18 protein-coding genes are annotated in these 17,438 nt (G+C 53.5%); 8 read left to right on the forward strand and 10 right to left on the reverse strand.

Annotated features, from left to right (window positions below; all coding sequences use genetic code 11):
- The first annotated feature begins 10 nt into the window (after nucleotides 1–10).
- Complete coding sequence (locus E5161_RS00500) at nucleotides 11–1,909, forward strand: MHYT domain-containing protein (RefSeq protein ID WP_136775642.1); 1,899 nt, start codon at nucleotides 11–13, stop codon at nucleotides 1,907–1,909.
- Between the two features lie 133 nt (nucleotides 1,910–2,042).
- Nucleotides 2,043–3,089, forward strand: coding sequence for a M42 family metallopeptidase (locus tag E5161_RS00505; RefSeq protein WP_246042043.1), 1,047 nt, complete (start codon nucleotides 2,043–2,045; stop codon nucleotides 3,087–3,089).
- A gap of 4 nt (nucleotides 3,090–3,093) precedes the next feature.
- Here the strand turns inward: E5161_RS00505 and E5161_RS00510 are convergent, their stop codons facing one another.
- Nucleotides 3,094–4,176: an AI-2E family transporter gene (locus E5161_RS00510; RefSeq protein ID WP_246042044.1), complete on the reverse strand. Its 1,083-nt coding sequence runs from the start codon at nucleotides 4,174–4,176 to the stop codon at nucleotides 3,094–3,096.
- Nucleotides 4,177–4,284: 108 nt separating this feature from the next.
- Here E5161_RS00510 and E5161_RS00515 point away from each other — a divergent pair, with 108 nt between their 5' ends.
- Together E5161_RS00515 and E5161_RS00520 are read left to right on the forward strand one after the other, a co-directional pair.
- Nucleotides 4,285–4,494 carry a hypothetical protein gene (locus E5161_RS00515; RefSeq protein WP_136775643.1) on the forward strand — a complete coding sequence of 70 codons (210 nt, stop codon included), beginning with the start codon at nucleotides 4,285–4,287 and terminating at the stop codon, nucleotides 4,492–4,494.
- Nucleotides 4,495–4,516: 22 nt separating this feature from the next.
- The gene (locus tag E5161_RS00520) at nucleotides 4,517–4,777 is read left to right on the forward strand and encodes a YqkE family protein (RefSeq protein ID WP_136775644.1); all 261 of its coding nucleotides are present in this window, start codon (nucleotides 4,517–4,519) and stop codon (nucleotides 4,775–4,777) included.
- 3 nt (nucleotides 4,778–4,780) lie between these two features.
- Here the strand turns inward: E5161_RS00520 and E5161_RS00525 are convergent, their stop codons facing one another.
- Nucleotides 4,781–4,972 (reverse strand): hypothetical protein, encoded by a 192-nt coding sequence (locus E5161_RS00525; protein ID WP_136775645.1) that lies wholly within the window; start codon nucleotides 4,970–4,972, stop codon nucleotides 4,781–4,783.
- A 163-nt stretch (nucleotides 4,973–5,135) separates the two neighbouring features.
- On the opposite strand from E5161_RS00525, the gene E5161_RS00530 reads away from it, so the two are divergent.
- A complete protein-coding gene (locus E5161_RS00530) occupies nucleotides 5,136–5,828 on the forward strand; it encodes a metal-dependent hydrolase (RefSeq protein ID WP_136775646.1) in 693 nt (230 codons plus the stop codon).
- 54 nt (nucleotides 5,829–5,882) lie between these two features.
- Here the strand turns inward: E5161_RS00530 and E5161_RS00535 are convergent, their stop codons facing one another.
- From E5161_RS00535 to E5161_RS00555, 5 genes are all read right to left on the reverse strand, one after another.
- Nucleotides 5,883–6,791 carry a DMT family transporter gene (locus E5161_RS00535; protein ID WP_136775647.1) on the reverse strand — a complete coding sequence of 303 codons (909 nt, stop codon included), beginning with the start codon at nucleotides 6,789–6,791 and terminating at the stop codon, nucleotides 5,883–5,885.
- A gap of 25 nt (nucleotides 6,792–6,816) precedes the next feature.
- On the reverse strand, nucleotides 6,817–7,479 hold the full coding sequence (locus tag E5161_RS00540; RefSeq protein ID WP_136775648.1) for a TetR/AcrR family transcriptional regulator: 663 nt from the start codon (nucleotides 7,477–7,479) through the stop codon (nucleotides 6,817–6,819).
- A gap of 31 nt (nucleotides 7,480–7,510) precedes the next feature.
- Nucleotides 7,511–8,530 (reverse strand): ABC transporter permease, encoded by a 1,020-nt coding sequence (locus tag E5161_RS00545; RefSeq protein ID WP_136775649.1) that lies wholly within the window; start codon nucleotides 8,528–8,530, stop codon nucleotides 7,511–7,513.
- Entirely contained in the window at nucleotides 8,527–9,249 is a 723-nt protein-coding gene (locus tag E5161_RS00550) for an ABC transporter ATP-binding protein (protein ID WP_136775650.1), read from the reverse strand. Before E5161_RS00550 ends, E5161_RS00545 begins: the two co-directional genes overlap by 4 nt.
- Nucleotides 9,250–9,457: 208 nt before the next feature.
- On the reverse strand, nucleotides 9,458–11,017 hold the full coding sequence (locus tag E5161_RS00555; RefSeq protein WP_136775651.1) for a Rieske 2Fe-2S domain-containing protein: 1,560 nt from the start codon (nucleotides 11,015–11,017) through the stop codon (nucleotides 9,458–9,460).
- Nucleotides 11,018–11,258: 241 nt separating this feature from the next.
- On the opposite strand from E5161_RS00555, the gene E5161_RS00560 reads away from it, so the two are divergent.
- Genes E5161_RS00560 through E5161_RS00570 form a run of 3 tightly spaced genes read left to right on the forward strand, consistent with a single transcriptional unit; the run spans nucleotide 11,259 to nucleotide 14,337 of the window.
- Nucleotides 11,259–12,386, forward strand: a complete 1,128-nt coding sequence (locus E5161_RS00560) for a Gfo/Idh/MocA family protein (protein WP_136775652.1) — start codon at nucleotides 11,259–11,261, stop codon at nucleotides 12,384–12,386.
- On the forward strand, nucleotides 12,383–13,471 hold the full coding sequence (locus E5161_RS00565; RefSeq protein WP_136775653.1) for a Gfo/Idh/MocA family protein: 1,089 nt from the start codon (nucleotides 12,383–12,385) through the stop codon (nucleotides 13,469–13,471). Before E5161_RS00560 ends, E5161_RS00565 begins: the two co-directional genes overlap by 4 nt.
- Nucleotides 13,472–13,476: 5 nt before the next feature.
- Entirely contained in the window at nucleotides 13,477–14,337 is an 861-nt protein-coding gene (locus E5161_RS00570) for a sugar phosphate isomerase/epimerase family protein (RefSeq protein WP_136776369.1), read from the forward strand.
- 55 nt (nucleotides 14,338–14,392) lie between these two features.
- On the opposite strand, the gene E5161_RS00575 is transcribed toward E5161_RS00570, so the two are convergent.
- The 3 genes from E5161_RS00575 to E5161_RS00585 all read right to left on the reverse strand — a co-directional run bounded on the left by E5161_RS00575 (nucleotide 14,393) and on the right by E5161_RS00585 (nucleotide 17,321).
- On the reverse strand, nucleotides 14,393–14,656 hold the full coding sequence (locus E5161_RS00575; RefSeq protein WP_136775654.1) for a hypothetical protein: 264 nt from the start codon (nucleotides 14,654–14,656) through the stop codon (nucleotides 14,393–14,395).
- Nucleotides 14,657–14,781: 125 nt separating this feature from the next.
- Nucleotides 14,782–16,224, reverse strand: coding sequence for a YfhO family protein (locus E5161_RS00580; protein WP_136775655.1), 1,443 nt, complete (start codon nucleotides 16,222–16,224; stop codon nucleotides 14,782–14,784).
- A gap of 65 nt (nucleotides 16,225–16,289) precedes the next feature.
- Nucleotides 16,290–17,321, reverse strand: coding sequence for a glycosyltransferase family 4 protein (locus tag E5161_RS00585; protein WP_246042045.1), 1,032 nt, complete (start codon nucleotides 17,319–17,321; stop codon nucleotides 16,290–16,292).
- Between the last annotated feature and the right edge of the window lie 117 nt (nucleotides 17,322–17,438).

Genomic DNA, 17,438 nt, shown 5'->3' on the forward strand with positions numbered 1-17,438 from the left:
AGAGGATTTTATGCATCATGATACAGGGCGGTTTCATGAAGCCCTGGTGATTTTATCCGTCATTGTCGCCATCGTCTCCGCCTTCACGACATTGGATCTGGTGGACCGGATTCTGAGAACCGGCAGGCGGTCGTTGAAGCTGATCCTCTATGCTCCTGTTGTGATGGGGATCGGGATATGGTCCATGCATTTCATCGGCATGCTGGCATGGGAGCTGGATGTCCAGGTCACATACCATGTGCCGCCCATGATTTTATCCATGTTGCTGCCGATTTTGGCTTCCGCCATCGCCATCCATCTAATGACTACACAAGCGCCAAGCACGGCGAGGTTGATTGCAGGCGGCCTGTTGATCGGCACGGCGATCATCTTGATGCATTATACCGGCATGATGTCGATGGACATGCCCGGCGAGCTGACGCACGAACCGGCAGCCGTAGCAGCTTCGATCGTCATTGCATTGGGCATTTCCTTCGCTTCCTTATATTTCACGTTTCGCTTGAAAGCCGGAGGCCCGTACCCTATTCCGATGCGCTCCAAGCTTATCGGGGCTGTCCTGCTGGGATTGGCCATCTTCAGCATGCATTACACAGCCATCGCCGGAGCCCGTGTGACGTTGGATCCGGGTGACATGATGGATACCGGAGAACCGGGAATCGATAACTCCATACTGGCCATGCTGGTCGGAAGCACGACTTTGTTCGTGTTGGCATCCGTCATCATTCATGCCTTCGCGGACCGGCAGCGGGCATTGCAGCTTGCCGCCGAACAGGAAAAGCGATACATGTCGCTGTTCGAACATAGTCCCGATATGGTGATATGCTACGACCCGGACGAAAAATCCACGGTGAGTGCCAACCCTGCGGCGTACGCCGTCACCGGATATTCGAAGGAAGAGCTGGATCTTCGCAACGTACACCCTCTATTTGCGAGTGAAAGAGAAATGGCTGCAGTTCGGGAGCAGTACCATGTCGCCGCGGATACGAACGAACCCCGCAACCTGGAAGTATCGATCCTCAGGCGCGACGGCCGGCCGATCTCGGTCAGCCTCACGGTATTTCCTCTCGAGCTTGCAGCCGGTAAGCGCATCGTCTATGCGATCGGGCGGGATATTACGGATCAGAAACGGGCCGAGATGCAGCTGAACCGGGCGAAGGAAGAGGCGGAGAACGCGGACCGCGTTAAAGGCGAGTTTCTCGCGATATTGAGCCACGAAATACGGACGCCTCTCAACGGGATTCTCGGCATCAACCAACTGTTGATGGAGACGGAGCTGACGGATAAGCAGCGCGAAATGCTCGCCGTACAGGAGAAAAGCGGACAAGCGCTGCTCCGGGTCATCAACGACGTGCTCGATTTCTCCAAAATCGAGTCGGGCACCGTAACGCTTGCCGAAGAGGTTTTCCATCTTGCCGATACGCTGCGGCAATGTATCGACGGCTTCTCCATATCGGCGGAGAGCAAAGGGATCGAACTGGTGTCCCGGATTGACGAGCGGATTCCTCAGATGCTGCTGGGAGATGCGGTTCGATTAAGCCAGGTCGTGATCAATCTGGTGGGGAATGCCGTCAAATTTACGGATCGCGGCTCGGTCACGCTGGAAGCGAAGTTGGCAGAATCCGTCGGATCGACTGCCGGGCAAAAGGCGGTCGTCGAGTTCAAGGTGGCGGATACGGGCATCGGAATCGAACCGTCGAAGCTTCATCTGTTGTTTTTGCCTTTCTCGCAAATTTCGAGTTCTTCCAAGAGAAGGCATTATGAAGGCACGGGGCTGGGGCTCGCGATATGCCGCAATCTGGTCAAACTGATGGGCGGAGATATTTGGGTGGAGGCCGGCCGCAAGAAGGGAGCGGCATTCGGTTTCAGGATCCCATTTCGGATGTTGGATTCCGAACAAACGGCTTCATAAGGAACGGAATTCCGGGGGGGCCTGGAATTCCGTTCTTTTGCATGTACGGTGCCGTTCCGGATTTCGGAGCCTCGTGGAAAATGGTACAATAGGCCAGTATAGTGGACGCAGAAAGTGAAGGGAGCTGCCGGTCGTGTCTACACCACTGAAGCCGAATTTGAATCGCGAATACATCCTTACGGTATTGAAGAAGCTCTTGGAAACACCCAGCCCGAGCGGCTATTGCATGGACATCATGAAGAAGGTCGGAGAAGAGGCTGAAGCGCTAGGCTGCTCGATGCAGCTCACGGCCAAAGGGAATGGCATCATCACCGTTCCGGGCCGCGATTCCGGCGGTACGATCGGGCTTTCAGCGCATGTAGACACGCTCGGCGCCATGGTGCGCGCCATTAAGCCGAGCGGCATGATCCGTTTCACTTCGATCGGCGGTTATGCGATGCAGACGGTGGAGAACGAGTACTGCATCATTCACACGCGTGACGGCCGTAAGTATGAAGGCACCGTGCTGTCGACGAAACCTTCCGTACACGTCTATCCCGACGTTCGCGACTTGAAGCGGGAAGAAGCGAATATGGAAATCCGGATCGACGAGTCGGTCAAAACCAAAGAGGACACCGAGAAACTCGGAATCGCCGTGGGCGATGTCATCTCCTGGGATCCGAGAGTCCGGATACTGCCCAGCGGCTGGATCAAGTCCCGCCATCTGGACGACAAAGCGAGCGTAGCCGCGTTGTTCGGCTTGCTGGAATGGCTGAAACGGGAAGGCCGCACACCGTCCAGAACCGTAAAGATTATTTTCTCTACCTACGAAGAAGTCGGACACGGCAGCTCGTCCATTCCGCCGGACATCACGGAGATGATTGCGGTGGACATGGGGGCGATCGGCGATGATTTGTCCGCGACCGAGCAAGACGTCTCGATTTGCGCCAAGGACTCTTCCGGTCCGTACGACTACCAAATGACGTCCCGGCTGATCGAGCTGGCCAAGCGCGAAGGCATTCCTTACGCCGTCGATATTTATCCGCAATACGGCTCGGACGCCTCCGCAGCGTTGCGCGGGGGGAATGACATACGTGCCGCCTTAATCGGTCCCGGCGTCCACTCCTCCCACGGGATGGAGCGCACCCACGCGGACGCCGTCGTGAACACGGCCGCTTTGCTGCTGGCTTACATTTTGTAATCCGTTATTCGACCAGTTCCTCCACCTTTTTTTCCAAGAATAGCTGATAAAGATGCCGGACGAATATTTTCAAGATCATATAGATCGGAATGACGGCCAATATCCCGACAATGCCGAGGATGTCGCCGCCGATCAACAGCAAGAGCACGGCGGTCAGCGGATGAATGTCCAATCTTTTGCCGTATACATGAGGCGCGATCAAGTTTCCTTCCACATTCTGAATGACAACGATGATCCCAGCAACCCACAGCGCTTTGGCCGGAGATACGATGAACGCCACGATAAGGCAGGGAATTGCGCCGAGGAATTGGCCGATATACGGGATCAAATTAAAGACGAACGAGATCACAGCAAGCAGCAGCGAGTAAGGCAAATGGATCAGCAAAAAGCCGATGTACAGCATGGCGGTGAGGATGGAAGTCACGATGACTCTGCCCAGGATGTAGCCGCTTAACGCGTTGTCCATTTCGGAAAGCATGGATTTGCAATCCGCTCGGTATTTTTTCGGGATAAAGGGCAGGAGCTTGAGCGGGAGCTTGGCTCCCTCTTTCAGCATGTAATACACGATGATCGGCACGGTCGCCGCGATCACGACAAAGTTGGTGAAGGCAAGCAGAGACTGGGAAATATAGTCGGCCGCCGTCTTGACGCCGTTGTCCAAATAACCGGACAGCCGATTCGACCAGTCCGACTGGCTGCTGCCGAACATGGAAAGAAACCGGTTTTGCTGAATTTGATCGATTTGGTTCCGGAAGCCCTCGATGAGCTGCGGAAGATTATTCATCAGTGTGGTCACCTGATCTTGCAGCAGCGGCCAGATGACGATGCCGAGGAGAGAAATCAGCGCGGCGGCGACGAAGTAAACGAAGAGGATGGCCACCGAGCGGATGACCTTCCGATCCGAGAAATAATCAACGATCGGACGCAGCGCATAATAGAAAAAACCGGAAATGAGCACCGGCAGAAGCAAAATGTGGATCATCCGGAGAATCGGGTTCAGCAAAAAGCTGATTTTGGTCGTCAAATAAATCATGAGCAGTACACAGATCACTTTAGCGGAATTGATAATGAACCGGTTCTGAAACAACAGCAATAGCCTCCTTTGGAGGGTTTCACGGCCATGCGGCCGAAGCAAGGTACTTGTATTTACCCATAATAAAGAAAACTTCAACGAACGATGAGGCGGGATTTCGAGATGGACGTCATTTTACTTATGTCAGCGGTAGCCGTGGTGGGCTTGGTCGGTCTGGTCGCGACGCTGTGGGTCGGCTTTTCAAAAGCGAACAAGGAAGGCGATCCGAATTACGAGCACAAAACGGGCAGGAAGCTGACAAGATTAACTTTGTTGTACATCGTAACTATGGTGATCGCGATCGCCGCGTTCGTCATTTTGCTGAACCGGTAAGCTTGGGGGAGGTGCAACTGTAATGGGGAAGAAAAAACAGGCGGCTTCCGGGCGGAAGCCGCCCAGCGAGGATAAGCCGGCCACGCTTCAAGAGGTGCTCGGCACTGATACGGTGGCCCAGCTGAAGGCCAGGGCCGAAGCTTTGAAGGCGGAGGAAGCGCAGAAGCGGGAAGAGCAGCGGAAGCTTGCGGAACAGGAGCGTCAGGCAGAGCAGAAGCAGCTGGAGAACGATTTCGAGTATTTGCTGAACAACAGCAAGCAGGATTGGAAAAGCTTTAAATAAGCGTTACCTGACACCCCGCTTTTCTTCTCGAAATACGAATTGCAGGACAGCGGCGATCCCGGTATCGACGAGCGATGCGAGCAGCGCGACGGAGAACCAATTGTCGTTGCCCAGTGAATAATACAGGATGACGTGGAACACGAGGAATAAGACAAACAACCAGATCAGATTGACCCGGTTCAGCCATTTGATCATCCCGACCAGTCCTCCATGCAGGTAAGATTGAGCACCTGTATTATATACTTGTTCGCCTTCGTTATTCGGCCTTGCGGGCGGCGTCCGATTGGAAACTGCCGGTGAAGGTAGAGTAAAATATAGAAGGACAAAGGAAGTGTATATGGAGGAGGAGTGAAGAAACGTGGAAATCGTTTATCACGGGCATTCATGCGTGCAGCTGATCACCGGGGGGAAATCGCTGGTGATCGATCCTTTTCTTCGCGGGAATGAGCTGGCCGTCACCAAACCGGAGGACATCCAGGCGGAATACATACTGCTTACGCACGGTCATACCGATCATATTTTGGATGCGGAGCCGATCGCCAAGGCCAATGACGCAACCGTAGTGGCCATTTTCGAACTGGCGCAATACATGTCCTGGAAGGGCTTAAAGACGATGGGCATGAATATGGGCGGAACCTACGATATGGGATTTGCCCAAGCGAAAATGATCCACGCCTTCCATAGTTCCTCCATTAATCTGGAGGAAGGGAAAATCATTTACGCGGGGATGCCGGCGGGTTTTCTTATCCGTGCGGAGGGACTGACCATCCTGCATACCGGCGATACGTCGCTGTTCAGCGACATGAAGCTGATCGGCGAGCGGAATACCATCGACGTCGCGTTCATTCCGATCGGCGACCATTTTACGATGGGGCCGGAAGACGCGCTTCAAGCGGCGGAATGGTACGGCGCCAAGCTGGTCGTTCCCGTGCATTATAACTCGTTCCCGCCGATCCGCCAGGACGCGGAAGCCTTCATACAGCAGCTGGAAGCTCGAGGACGAAAAGGTCGGGTTATGGCGCCGGGCGACCGATTTGAGATTCGCGCATAATAATCGCAGCATATAGCAAACGGACCGTTCGTCGAACGGTCCGTTTGTTTCGCCTCATGTCCCGGTTTCCACCGGCTGCGCCTCCAGGTTGCGTTCCGATTTCAAGTACAGCAGCAGCCCGATGATGACCAAGGCACCGCCGGCAAATTGGAATCCGCCGATCATCTCGCGGAACAGCAGCATGCCGAGCAAGCTGGAGCCGACGGGTTCCGCGAGCACCGACATGGAGATGGTGGTCGGCGGTACGTATTTCAACAGCCAGTTAAATATCATATGTCCGAATACGGTCGGAACGATGGCGAGCAAGACGAACGTCAGCCATTCTTTAGCCGGATAGCCGGTCATCGGAATGCCCGTAAAGACGTTGTACAAGAAGAAACAAATGACACATACCGCAAAAACGATGAGGCTGTACTGGTATGAGGATACCCGTTTCAAAATTTCTTTGGCGAGCAGCATGTTAACGGCCACCGCAACTGTGCCGAAGAAAGACAGCCAATCCCCCCAAAACGCCGACTTCGAAACACCCATGTCCCCCGAACCGACGAAGCAGACGCCGATGAACGCGACGGCCATTCCGATCAAGGCCGTCCGGCTCGTTCTGTCCTTGAAGATGAAGAAGGCTCCGATCATGACGAACACCGGTTCCAATGCCAGAATAATCGTCGAGCTGGCGATGGACGTATAGTCCAAGGAGGCCATCCACAGCAAAAAATGCAGCGCCAGGAAAAACCCCGCCAATCCGAGCAGCATCCAATCTTTCAGTTTAATAGCGCCTAATGTGCGAAGCTGCTGCTTCATACCGAACGGCAGTACCAGTATCACGGTAAACAGCATGCGATACATACCTTGAACGGAGACCGGGGCATCGGAATAACGGACAAGAATGGGAGCGAATGAAATGGCGATCATGCCGACGAGAAGCGGAATGATCGGCGTGATGGGGGGAGATGAATTTTTCAACCTCAAGTTCCTTTCAGATGCAGATTCATGGTGTCAAACCTTTAACGATGAAGTCGATCGTCGCTTCACGCTCTCTGGCGTCGTCCCAGACAACGCCGTCGCGCTGGCTGAAGAACGTCCGAAAAACAACATAACTCATAATGGCCGAAGCGGCAAGCCGCATAATGGTGGAAGTGGGCCAGTCCACTACGATGCCGTCGGCCTGGAATTTGGAGAACACTTTTTCAATGCGCTGTTTCAATTGGGAAAATACGATTTTCTCCAGCTGGGCCTGCATTTCCGGGTGAAAAGGAATTTCTTGAATCAAGATTTTGAACAGCCGCTTGTTTTTCTCAAGAAATTCGATCCGGTTTTCAATGACGGCCCGCAGAAACGGTTCGACGCTGTCGTACTCCGTCTTGAAAATATCACGGAATTCCCGGAGCACGAAGGGAGCGATCAAACGGACCATGGCCGGGGCCACGATGGAGATGAGCAGATCTTTTTTCGTCTTGTAATGCCGGAAAATCGTCCCCTCGGCGACGCCTGCCCGCTGGGCGATTTCGCTCGTCGAGGAACCGGAAAATCCTTTCTCGGCAAATACTTCGATGGCGGCTTCGAAAATCCGGGCTTGCTTCTCCGTCATTTTATCGCCGGAATCTTCGCCGTGCAATAGTTCTTCCATCCAAGGCTCCATCGGCTGGTTCATATGGACCGCTCCTTTCGGGAATCGTCCGGGTTCAGATGGCCCGCTGTTTTTTCAATGCCAAAATATTAAGAAGAGCAAACAGAATTGAGAAACCGAGCAGCACGAAAATATCGAGTTGAATGTCGGAGAAGGCTTCCCCGCGTATCATAATGCTTCGCATGGCATCCGCGCCATAGTACAGAGGCATGGCGTAGCTGATTTTTTGCAGCCATGGCTCCATGGCGTCGAGATTAAACAACCCGGAGAAAAATACTTGCGGGACGATGACGATCGGGATGAATTGAATGATTTGGAATTCGCTTCTCGCATAGGAAGACAACAGCGTGCCGAGCGTAAGAGCCGTCAGCGTGAGCAGCAGATTTACGAGCAGTACAAGCCCCACGGCACCGACCATATACATGCCGAGCACGCTGATGGAGTACCAGGCAATCAGCGAAGCCTGCAGTAAGGTGAAAACCCCGAATCCGAGCAAGTAACCGCCCACGACTTCGGATCGGCGGATCGGCGTCGCCATCAGACGTTCAAGCGTGCCGGTTGTCCGTTCCCGCAAGAAGGCCACGCCGGCCAGCAGGAAGACGAAGAAGAAGGAGAAAAAGCCGATGAGGACCGGTCCGAACGAATCGAATGAGGATAAGTCTTCACCGCCGTGCAAGTAAGACACGTTCGGCTTCGGCACGTTCAAGTTCACTTGCAGCGCCTTTTGCAGAACCAGTATGACCGACCGGCTCACAGCCGGATCGCTGCCTTCCATGAGGATGGCGGGCTGTCCGTTCACGATTGAAAATACCGCATCCAGATCGCCGTTCTTTAACGCTTTTTCGGCGTCTTTTTGGTTATCGTACGAAGTGAGATTCGCGTCTTTGATGTTCAAGGATTCATACATTTGCGGAGCAATCCCGGCCACGCCGATGTGAGGCTTCACTTGCTGGCCGTTAAACACAAAGTGCATCAGTGTGAGCACGAGCAGCGGAGCGAGGAACAGAAGAGCAAGTGTCCGCTTATCCCGCAGAAATTGACGAATGATTCGAATGGCCAATGCGCGTGTTCTCATGCGCGGACACCTCCCCCAAGTACGATAAACGCCTGTTCGAGCGAATCTGTACCGCTCGCGGATTTCAGGCCTTCCGGTGAATCCACGGCTGTGAGTTCTCCGTTTCGGATCAGGCCGATCCGATCGCATTTTTCCGCTTCATCCATCACATGCGTCGTCAAAATGATCGTCGTGCCTCGCTCCTTCAGCGCGGTTAACTCGTTCCAAATCGATTGGCGGAGTACCGGATCGATGCCGACCGTCGGCTCGTCAAGGATGAGCAACTCCGGTTCGTGCAGCAGCGAGATCGCAAGTGATAGCCTGCGTTTCATACCGCCGGAATACGCGGCAACCGGTTTGTTCAGGTGGTCCAGCAAGTCGACGACCTTCATGGCGGCTTGGATCCGCTCTTTCCTGCGGCTCCCCGACAAGCCGTACAGGGAAGCGAAGAACTGCAGGTTTTCCAGTGCGGTCAGCTCCTGATACAGCGCATCCGATTGCGCCATGTAACCGAACCGTTGCAGCATGGCAAGCTTCGGCATCTGTTCGCCGAGCATGCGCACAGTGCCTTCGTCCGATTTGTCGATGCCGGTCATCAGCTTGATCAGCGTCGTTTTGCCCGAGCCGGAGGGACCGAGCAGCCCGAAAATCTCGCCGCGCTCAACGCTTAAAGTGACGTCTTTCAACACAGTTTTGGCGCCGAATCGGCGGGTGACGCTTAGAACGTCGACCACGTGCATGGAAACACTCTCCTCGGATGTGAGTAATCACTCACTTGGTAGATGGTTCCATTTTATGGCGAAAACGACGAATTGTAAAGTGAGTAATCACTCATACGAAATTAACAAGCGTAGTCTGCATATAGGCATTCCATAAACGTCGGTCTGTCAATGAAAAACACCGTTCGGATTAGCGCTTCCGAACGGTGTTAACGTAAGAAAATAATCCTTAATTGTCTTCGACCTCAACCGCATCGATGGATGCATCACTATTTAAACAACGTCCATCTTCTTCTAAGTCGAACATCCACCGATGTCTGGGACATACAAGAAAGCGATCTTTTTCTATCCAGCCGCCGGTTAAATCTGCTCCCGCATGTGGACAGTAGCGATTGATGGAGTATCTCCGGCCGCCGGCTTCAACGAGCACACGCTCACAATTCGCTTCGCTGTTGAGCACTTTTGAACAAAATGCATTCATATCATCCGGTTCCATCGTTAAAAATCCGTGGATCACGACATGGTATACATCCGGGTCTCTCTTCAACTGCATTCGAAATGTCAGTGTAAAATCCTCCCAGGTTAGGCGGCCATCGAGAACTCGCGCAATTTCCCACGAAGGGGTAGAGATGGAATAGTAATTTTCCTCGAGAATCTCCGCAGCGTCTTCCACCTTATTCGCTTGAAAATCAACACGGATCATTCGCTCTAGATAGTCGGAAAGACGGAAATACAGCGGAATCTTTACTCGGTCCCTTAAAGTCAACTTTTGCAATTTCTCGACGAGTGCAGTTTTTAAATTTTCGAAGAGGGTTGGGAGTTCTTGAGCATTCACCAAATCTCGGCGGCTGCGGAATAGGGGTTCAAATCGTGCAGCATATGCCCGAATGTAGGCCTCGTAGTTTTTTTCTGTGACTCGTTCGGAGGAAAGAAATACCCATTCCCCAGTGGCGGCATCTAGTTGATCTACAGGCATAGGTTCAGAGAACTTGGTCGGAGTCTTCTTTAAACGTTTTTTAAGGTAATCGAGAAAGACTTGCCCACGGGGAAAAATGTTAATCCGCTCGAAGTTAATGTGAAACAGAAGGGGATCTAAAAAACAGGGGGGTCCAGCAGAAGTGAAGTACACTCTTGGGTTAAGGGTCTCAATCGCACGTGCAACGGCTTCGAATTTACTGCTCCGTTTTCGTATCGAGATAGCGGTGTAGTTCTTTTTCGGATAGTCATAGCACACAGGATGCCAAGTAGCCCCTGAATATTGTGCGGTGTACACGTCGATCGTACCATGTTCTGTCATGATTTCGGACAGTCGATCGAAGATTTTACAATCGTTTTGATTTAAAAAGCTTTGACCGTCCGCCTTGACAAGGATTGCAGAATCCCGTTCGATTTCAGAGTCATCAATGTATAGGGTTATCGTTCCGCCCGGAATCTGAATGGTTTGACCGTCAGTACAGCGAATAATTTCTTTACATTCACATTTCAAAAGCGCGTCATATAATGCGGTTCGTCGAAACCGCCCGATTACGAAAGTAAAATCATTCGTTTGTAAGCTTCTCAGAAACGAGGGATCAAAATGATCCTTGTGTTCGTGACTAATGTAGATATACCTTTGTTTGCTTGTATTCTGTAGTTTTTCTTGGATGAAGGACGCCATATGATGATTGCAAGGGTATTGAAACCATGCAGAATCAAATGCACCGTTCGTTGACACCCATGGATCCATAATAATGATGGCCTTCTCTGTTTCGACACAGAACCCTGCGTGACCAAGAGCAGTTATTATCAATCCCAGACCTCCCAAGACATTTACATGATTTTGTATATTACGTATAGGAGCGAATGTGCGAATGGGTAATGATCTATTCACCGTAATTTTAGGGGATCACGTTCAGATTGGTCATGACCATACACATCGTCATGAGATAGAGAATACGTCGGAGACGCGGACGGCCCATCATGATAGAATGAGGATGAAAATCGAAGGGGTTTCACTTTCGTCAACGTGAAGTCGAGGAGGCGCAGCATACATGAAAAAGGTACGTATCGGCATTATCGGACTCGGGAACATGGGAACGGGGCACGCCCAGTATTTAGCGAAAGGCGAAGTGGAAGGGGCGGAGCTGACCGCCATTAGCGATCCTCGTCCAGAGAGGCTCCAATGGGCAGCGGAAACATTAGGCGACGGAGTTCAGCGTTATGAGGATCCGGAAGCTTTGCTCACGTCCGGTTCGATAGATGGCGTTCTCATTTGTACGCCCCATTACAGCCATCCCGAGCTTGCGATTCAAGCATTCCGGAATTCGCTTCACGTGTTGATTGAGAAACCTGCCGGCGTGCATACGCGTCAGGTGCGGGAAATGAACGAGGAGGCATCCCGTTCCGGCCTGGTATTCGGCATTATGTACAATCAGCGCACCAATCCGATGTACCGAAAGCTCAGGGAGATGATCCGGCAAGGCGAACTCGGCGAAATTCGCCGGCTGAACTGGATTATTACGGACTGGTACCGGTCTCAAAGCTATTATAATTCCGGCGGCTGGCGGGCGTCCTGGGCCGGGGAAGGCGGAGGCGTGCTCATCAATCAGGCGCCTCATCAGCTGGATTTGTGGCAATGGACAACGGGCATGATGCCCAAGCGCATCCGGGCTTTCTGCTCGTTCGGCAAACACCGCGACATCGAGGTGGAGAATGAAGTGACCGCCTATGCCGAATACGAGAACGGAGCCACGGCCGTGTTCATCACTTCTACCTGCGAGACGCCGGGCACGAACCGGTTCGAGGTGACGGGCGACCGGGGCAAGATTGTCATGGAAGGCGGACGGATGACTTTCTGGCGCAACGAGAAGTCTGAAACCGAATTTAATGCTACATATACGGGAGGCTTCGGACAGCCCGAATACCAGACCGTTGAAATTCCGCTGGAACCCGGAGAGGGGGAGCAGCATAAGGGCATTACGAAGGATTGGGTACAGGCGATCCAGTCCGGTACGCCGCTGCTCGCGCCTGGGGAAGAAGGCATCAAGGGCTTGATGTTGTCGAATGCGATGCTGTTGTCCGCGTGGACGGATGATTGGGCGGAGCTGCCGCTGGACGAAGATTTGTTTTACAACCTATTGCAGGAGCGCATTCGTACCTCCGGAGGAGTTCAATCATGAGCCGCAAAGACGGGATGAATTATGCGCCGCAAGGAAAACCGCGCCCTGTTGTAGACAAGGGCGAATTCGTATTTGCGGCGGTGTCGTTGGATCACGGGCATATTTACGGGATGTGCAACGGTTTGATCGAAGCTGGGGCCTCGCTCAAATGGGTATATGATCCGGATCCCGCCAAGGTGGATGCTTTTCTCAACACTTATCCGGATGTAAAACCCGCCGAATCTCTGGAGCAGGTTCTGCAGGATTCCGAAATTCGGCTCGTGGCGGCCGCAGCCGTTCCCAATGTGAGGGGACCTCTCGGTGTCCGTGTGATGGAGCATGGAAAGGATTATTTTACGGATAAAACTCCCTTCACTACACTGGAGCAATTGGCCGAGGCCAAGAGAGTCTGCGCCCGAACGGGGCGGAAGTACATGGTATATTACAGCGAGCGGCTTCACTCGGAAAGCGCCGTATTCGCGGGGCAGCTGATCCAAGACGGGGCTATCGGCCGCGTAGTTCAAGTGCTGGGTCTCGGTCCTCACCGGTTAAACGCGCCTGCCCGGCCAGCATGGTTTTTCGAGAAAGAACGCTACGGAGGCATTCTTTGCGATATCGGCAGCCACCAAATCGAGCAATTTCTGTTTTACGGGGGCTGCAAAGATGCTCAAGTGCTCCACAGCAAGGTCGGAAACTACCACAGACCGGAATATCCGGAGCTGGAAGACTACGGGGATGCGACGCTGCTCGGAGATAACGGGGTCACGCATTATTTTCGTGTGGATTGGCTGACGCCGGCCGGCCTCTCGACCTGGGGAGACGGCAGAACGGTCATTCTCGGAACCGATGGCTATATCGAATTGCGAAAATACGTCGATATTGCGCGGGATTCGGACGGCGACCAGCTGTATCTGGTCAACGGCGAAGGAGAAACCCGGCTTAGCTTGACAGGCCAAGTCGGCTTTCCATTTTTCGGGGAATTGATACTGGACGTCCTGAACCGGACGGAACGTGCGATGACACAGGAGCATGCTTTTAAAGCGGCTGAGCTGTGCCTCCTGGCGCAGGCGAAGGCGATCAACATACCGGGAGGTTGGCTGAAATGACCGATATCCGATTATCCGTATTTACAGTGGCGACACCGGACTTCACTCCACAGCAGCTGGCTGCCGCAGCCAAGGATGCCGGACTTCACGGCATCGAGTGGAGGTATCAGGACGTGCCTGCCGATCAGGTGAATGCCGCGCCGTCCTTCTGGGGGAACAACCGCTGCTCGATTCCTACGCGTTGGGACGATACGCAGCTGCAAACGTTCCGCGATGCCGCGGAAAGCAACGGAATGAGCTCGCTCGCTGTGGTGCCCTACTTGAACTGCGGCGATTTGGCCGGCACCGAGCGGGTGCTGCAGGCTGCGGCGAAGCTCGGCGCCTCGTTCATCCGTCTCGGGGTCCATCGTTATGACCGGACTCGCCCGTATCCCGACTTGCTGCAGGAGCAGCGCGCTTACCTCAAGCAGGCGGAAGCGCTTTGCCGCGAATACGGCGTCAAAGGATTAATCGAAACCCACCACGTGACCATCACGGCAAGCGCATCGGCGGCTTATCGCGCCATCGAAGGCACCGACCCGGAATGGATCGGGGTGCTGTACGATCCGGGCAACATGGTGCATGAGGGCTTTGAGAATTACCGGATGGGGATGGAGCTGCTCGGCCCCTATTTGGCACATGTGCACGCCAAGAACGGGGTATGGACGAAAACGGAGGATGGGGCAGGAGACGGCCCGGTTCGCTGGAGCGTGCGTTGGACGGGACTGCATAAAGGCATCGTCGACTGGGCGCAGGTGATCGCGGATTTGAAGGCCGTCGGTTACAGCGGCTCCATCGGCATCGAAGATTTCAGCGAAGAACTCGGCACCGCCGACATGCTCCGGTATTTCGCCGACTCCTTGAATCATTTGCTGAATCGGAATTAAAGAACGGCGAACAAAAAAACAGGTCACAGGGATCGTCCCTGGACCTGTTTTTCCGTCAGCTTTGATTATTTTCTTCGTTCTGGTTCGCAGCGTTTTCGTTGCCGGCATTGCCGAACGCGTTTTTCGCGTCGTTGTTGCCCATGCCGCCCTCACCCATTTGGTTGCCAAGAGCACCGCCCGCGACTGCGCCTGCAGCTGTTCCCAGCGGGCCGGCAACAGAACCTACGGCACCGCCGACAACGGCGCCGCCGACGGTTCCTGCCGTTTCACCGGCGTCTACGCCGGCACCTTTACGATTGCGTTGGTTATTTTCAGCCATTCATCCCACTCCCTCATTACATGATGGGGATGCGCTGCTGCCTTGCCCGCGCGGTCCCGCCTATTATTTTGCCCGTCCACCGAGGGTGCATGCATGGTTCCATAACTTCCCTCTGTTCTGTCCGCTCATGATTTCCGGATGACGAACACGCTGCCGTAGCGGCCTTTGAATACCGGGGCGCCGAATTGCTTGCTCCATTCCTGCATGAGCTTGTAGGAGACGTTATTTCTCGCGATGACGTAATCCGGCTTGTCATAAGCGACGATCTCCGGCAAATATTCGGAGAATCCGTACATGGAACGTTCGAACGCCGTCCAGCCGAGCGCGCCTTTGGATTCGGTCGTGACGAACGGATCTTGACGTCCGTCGCAAAGCACGTTCGCTCCGCGATACATCACATAACCCGACGAGCCGTAGGGAGCCAACACCTTAGGCCGCATGCCGGGAGGTGTCTTACGTAATATGTAATTCATTTCTTCCACAGGGTACTGATGAGTATCGACTTGGGCAGGAAACGTAAAATTATAACCGACATTAAAGATGAGTCCTGCAGCCAGACTAAGCAGAAGATGACGCCGTTCGAACCTTATCCGTAAATTTCGGATCCAAGGAACCCGTTCGACAAGTGTGGCCACAAAATATGGAATAAACAGCCACAGGAACAGATTTTGCTTGTAGCTGGATATTCCTAAATACAGAATGCCCAGCATGAACATGAAACGAAACGGCTTGCGATGCAGCGCAAACGGAAGAATGGCCGCAAAAAACAGCACAATCAGCAGAATCGGAAAGTTGGAGAGCTTGGAAAACTCGATCGGCTGCCATTCGTTGATAAGCATGTTGAAATTGCCCTTCGTGACCGTCAAGATGTAAAAAATGCTGCGGATGCCGCCCGGGTTCAATAACCCCGCCAACCATATCGCAAAGTAAGCTGCCGCACGGCGCGGGGACAGCCTTTTTTCCGTCAATGACTCCAGGACAGCCATCCCCGTAAATACGGCCGGAACGAGCCATACGCCGGCATGAAAATTGGAAATCGCCAAAGACAGGACGGTCATCCATACCGCGTATTTGCGTTGGGAGGAAATTTGGAATTCACGTAGGCAAACAACAAACCAAACGATCATCCAAGAGGAGACCATCTGCGGACGGGTCGTGAAATAACTGTAATAAATCCAGCAGGAGACCGCCATGACGAGAAGCAATAAAATCGGCCGGCGCTCTTCCAAGCCCAGCTCTTTGCGTGAAACCCGGGTGAGCCTGTCCAGCCCGAGGATGAGCAAGAACAAGCATACCGCAGTTAGAATGTAAGTGCCGGGCAAGCCGAAGCTCCGGTATAAGGCCGCGATGACCAGTTGAAATCCGAATTCGTGCGGCACGTACGGCAGACGATCGTTATAGAACGTATGTATGGCGTGATGAAGCACCGTTCCGTGGTCGATCATGTAGCGTCCCAACTCGATGTGCCAGAACGTGTCCGGGTCGTTATACGAAAATCGGGGAAACATCAGCATCACACATAGGGTGACGATGCATCCGAGCAGGATAGACAGCCGATTGTTTTTCATGATAAGCTCCTTTGCAAATAAAGCGACCTGGCCGGAATGGCAGGTCGCTTTCCCGTCTATCCATTTTATCCTGAAGTATAAATCCGGCTCAACCGTTTGGCCGTAGCCGACCAGCTAAAGCTGGCCACGCAGTCGGCTCTGGCTCGATATTTCATTTGGCGCATAAGGTCTGGATCTTGCATGAGCCGGATCAGGGCATTCGCAAATGCTTGGGGCTCACGGTAGTAGAGCACGAGCAGGCCATTATTCCCGTGGTGAACGATTTCCTTGATTCCTCCCAGACTGGATGCGATGACCGGCAATCCTGACGCCATAGCTTCTACGTTGACCAGCCCGAAAGCTTCATGCTTTTGCGAAGGACAGACGAATACGTCCGCTTTCCGGTAAATAAGGTGAATGCGGCGATGGGGCACGGTGCCGAGAAAATCGGCATTCACCCCGAGGCTGTCTGCCAAGGCACGCATCTTCTCCGCATAATTTGGATTGTTGGAACCGCCTGCGATGATGACCTTGATCGGTTTCAACGTTTGCCGGCCGGCCAGATGGACCGCCTTCAGCAGCACCGGAACGCCTTTTCGAGGAATGAGACGTCCCGTGAACAGCACGGTGAAGACATCCGACTTCCGGGGGGGTTCGGGCGGTCTGAACCTTCGGGTGTCCACGCCGAGCCATACTCTTGTTATTTTCTTGGCCGCTCTGGGGAATCGCCGGGATAGCTCCTGCTGGAGTGAGGAACTGTTGGCAAAAATGAGATCCGCCTTGTTCAATCCGAGTCTGGCCGCTGAGCGGCTGGCGTATGGCAAGCTTACGAACGTGAGGGAATGTAAAAACAAGGAAACCTTCGTAGCCGGAAACATTCGTTTGATTGGCGCGACGAATCGCGGACGGTTATCGATTTGAATCAGGTCATACCTTTTGCCTCGCAGAAACCGGCGGACTTGGGCCAAATATTTTTTTGCGCCGCCCGAAGGCACGCGATAGATATGGACGCCGTCTACCACGGAGTGTCTGGGATAGCGGGAATGTGACCTGCTCACGACGGTAACGGAATGAAGCTTCGCCAATTGTTTGGCGACGGCAAAGATGGTAATTTCCACGGAACCGCCCAGAACCGGAGGTACGGGAATTTGCTCCGGGGCGATGATGAGAATGCGTATAGCCGTTCACCCGCTTCCGATAAAGTGGCGACTATAATGTATGAGATATCGGGTGCC

This window comes from Cohnella pontilimi, assembly GCF_005049045.1.
GTDB lineage: Bacteria > Bacillota > Bacilli > Paenibacillales > Paenibacillaceae > Cohnella > Cohnella pontilimi.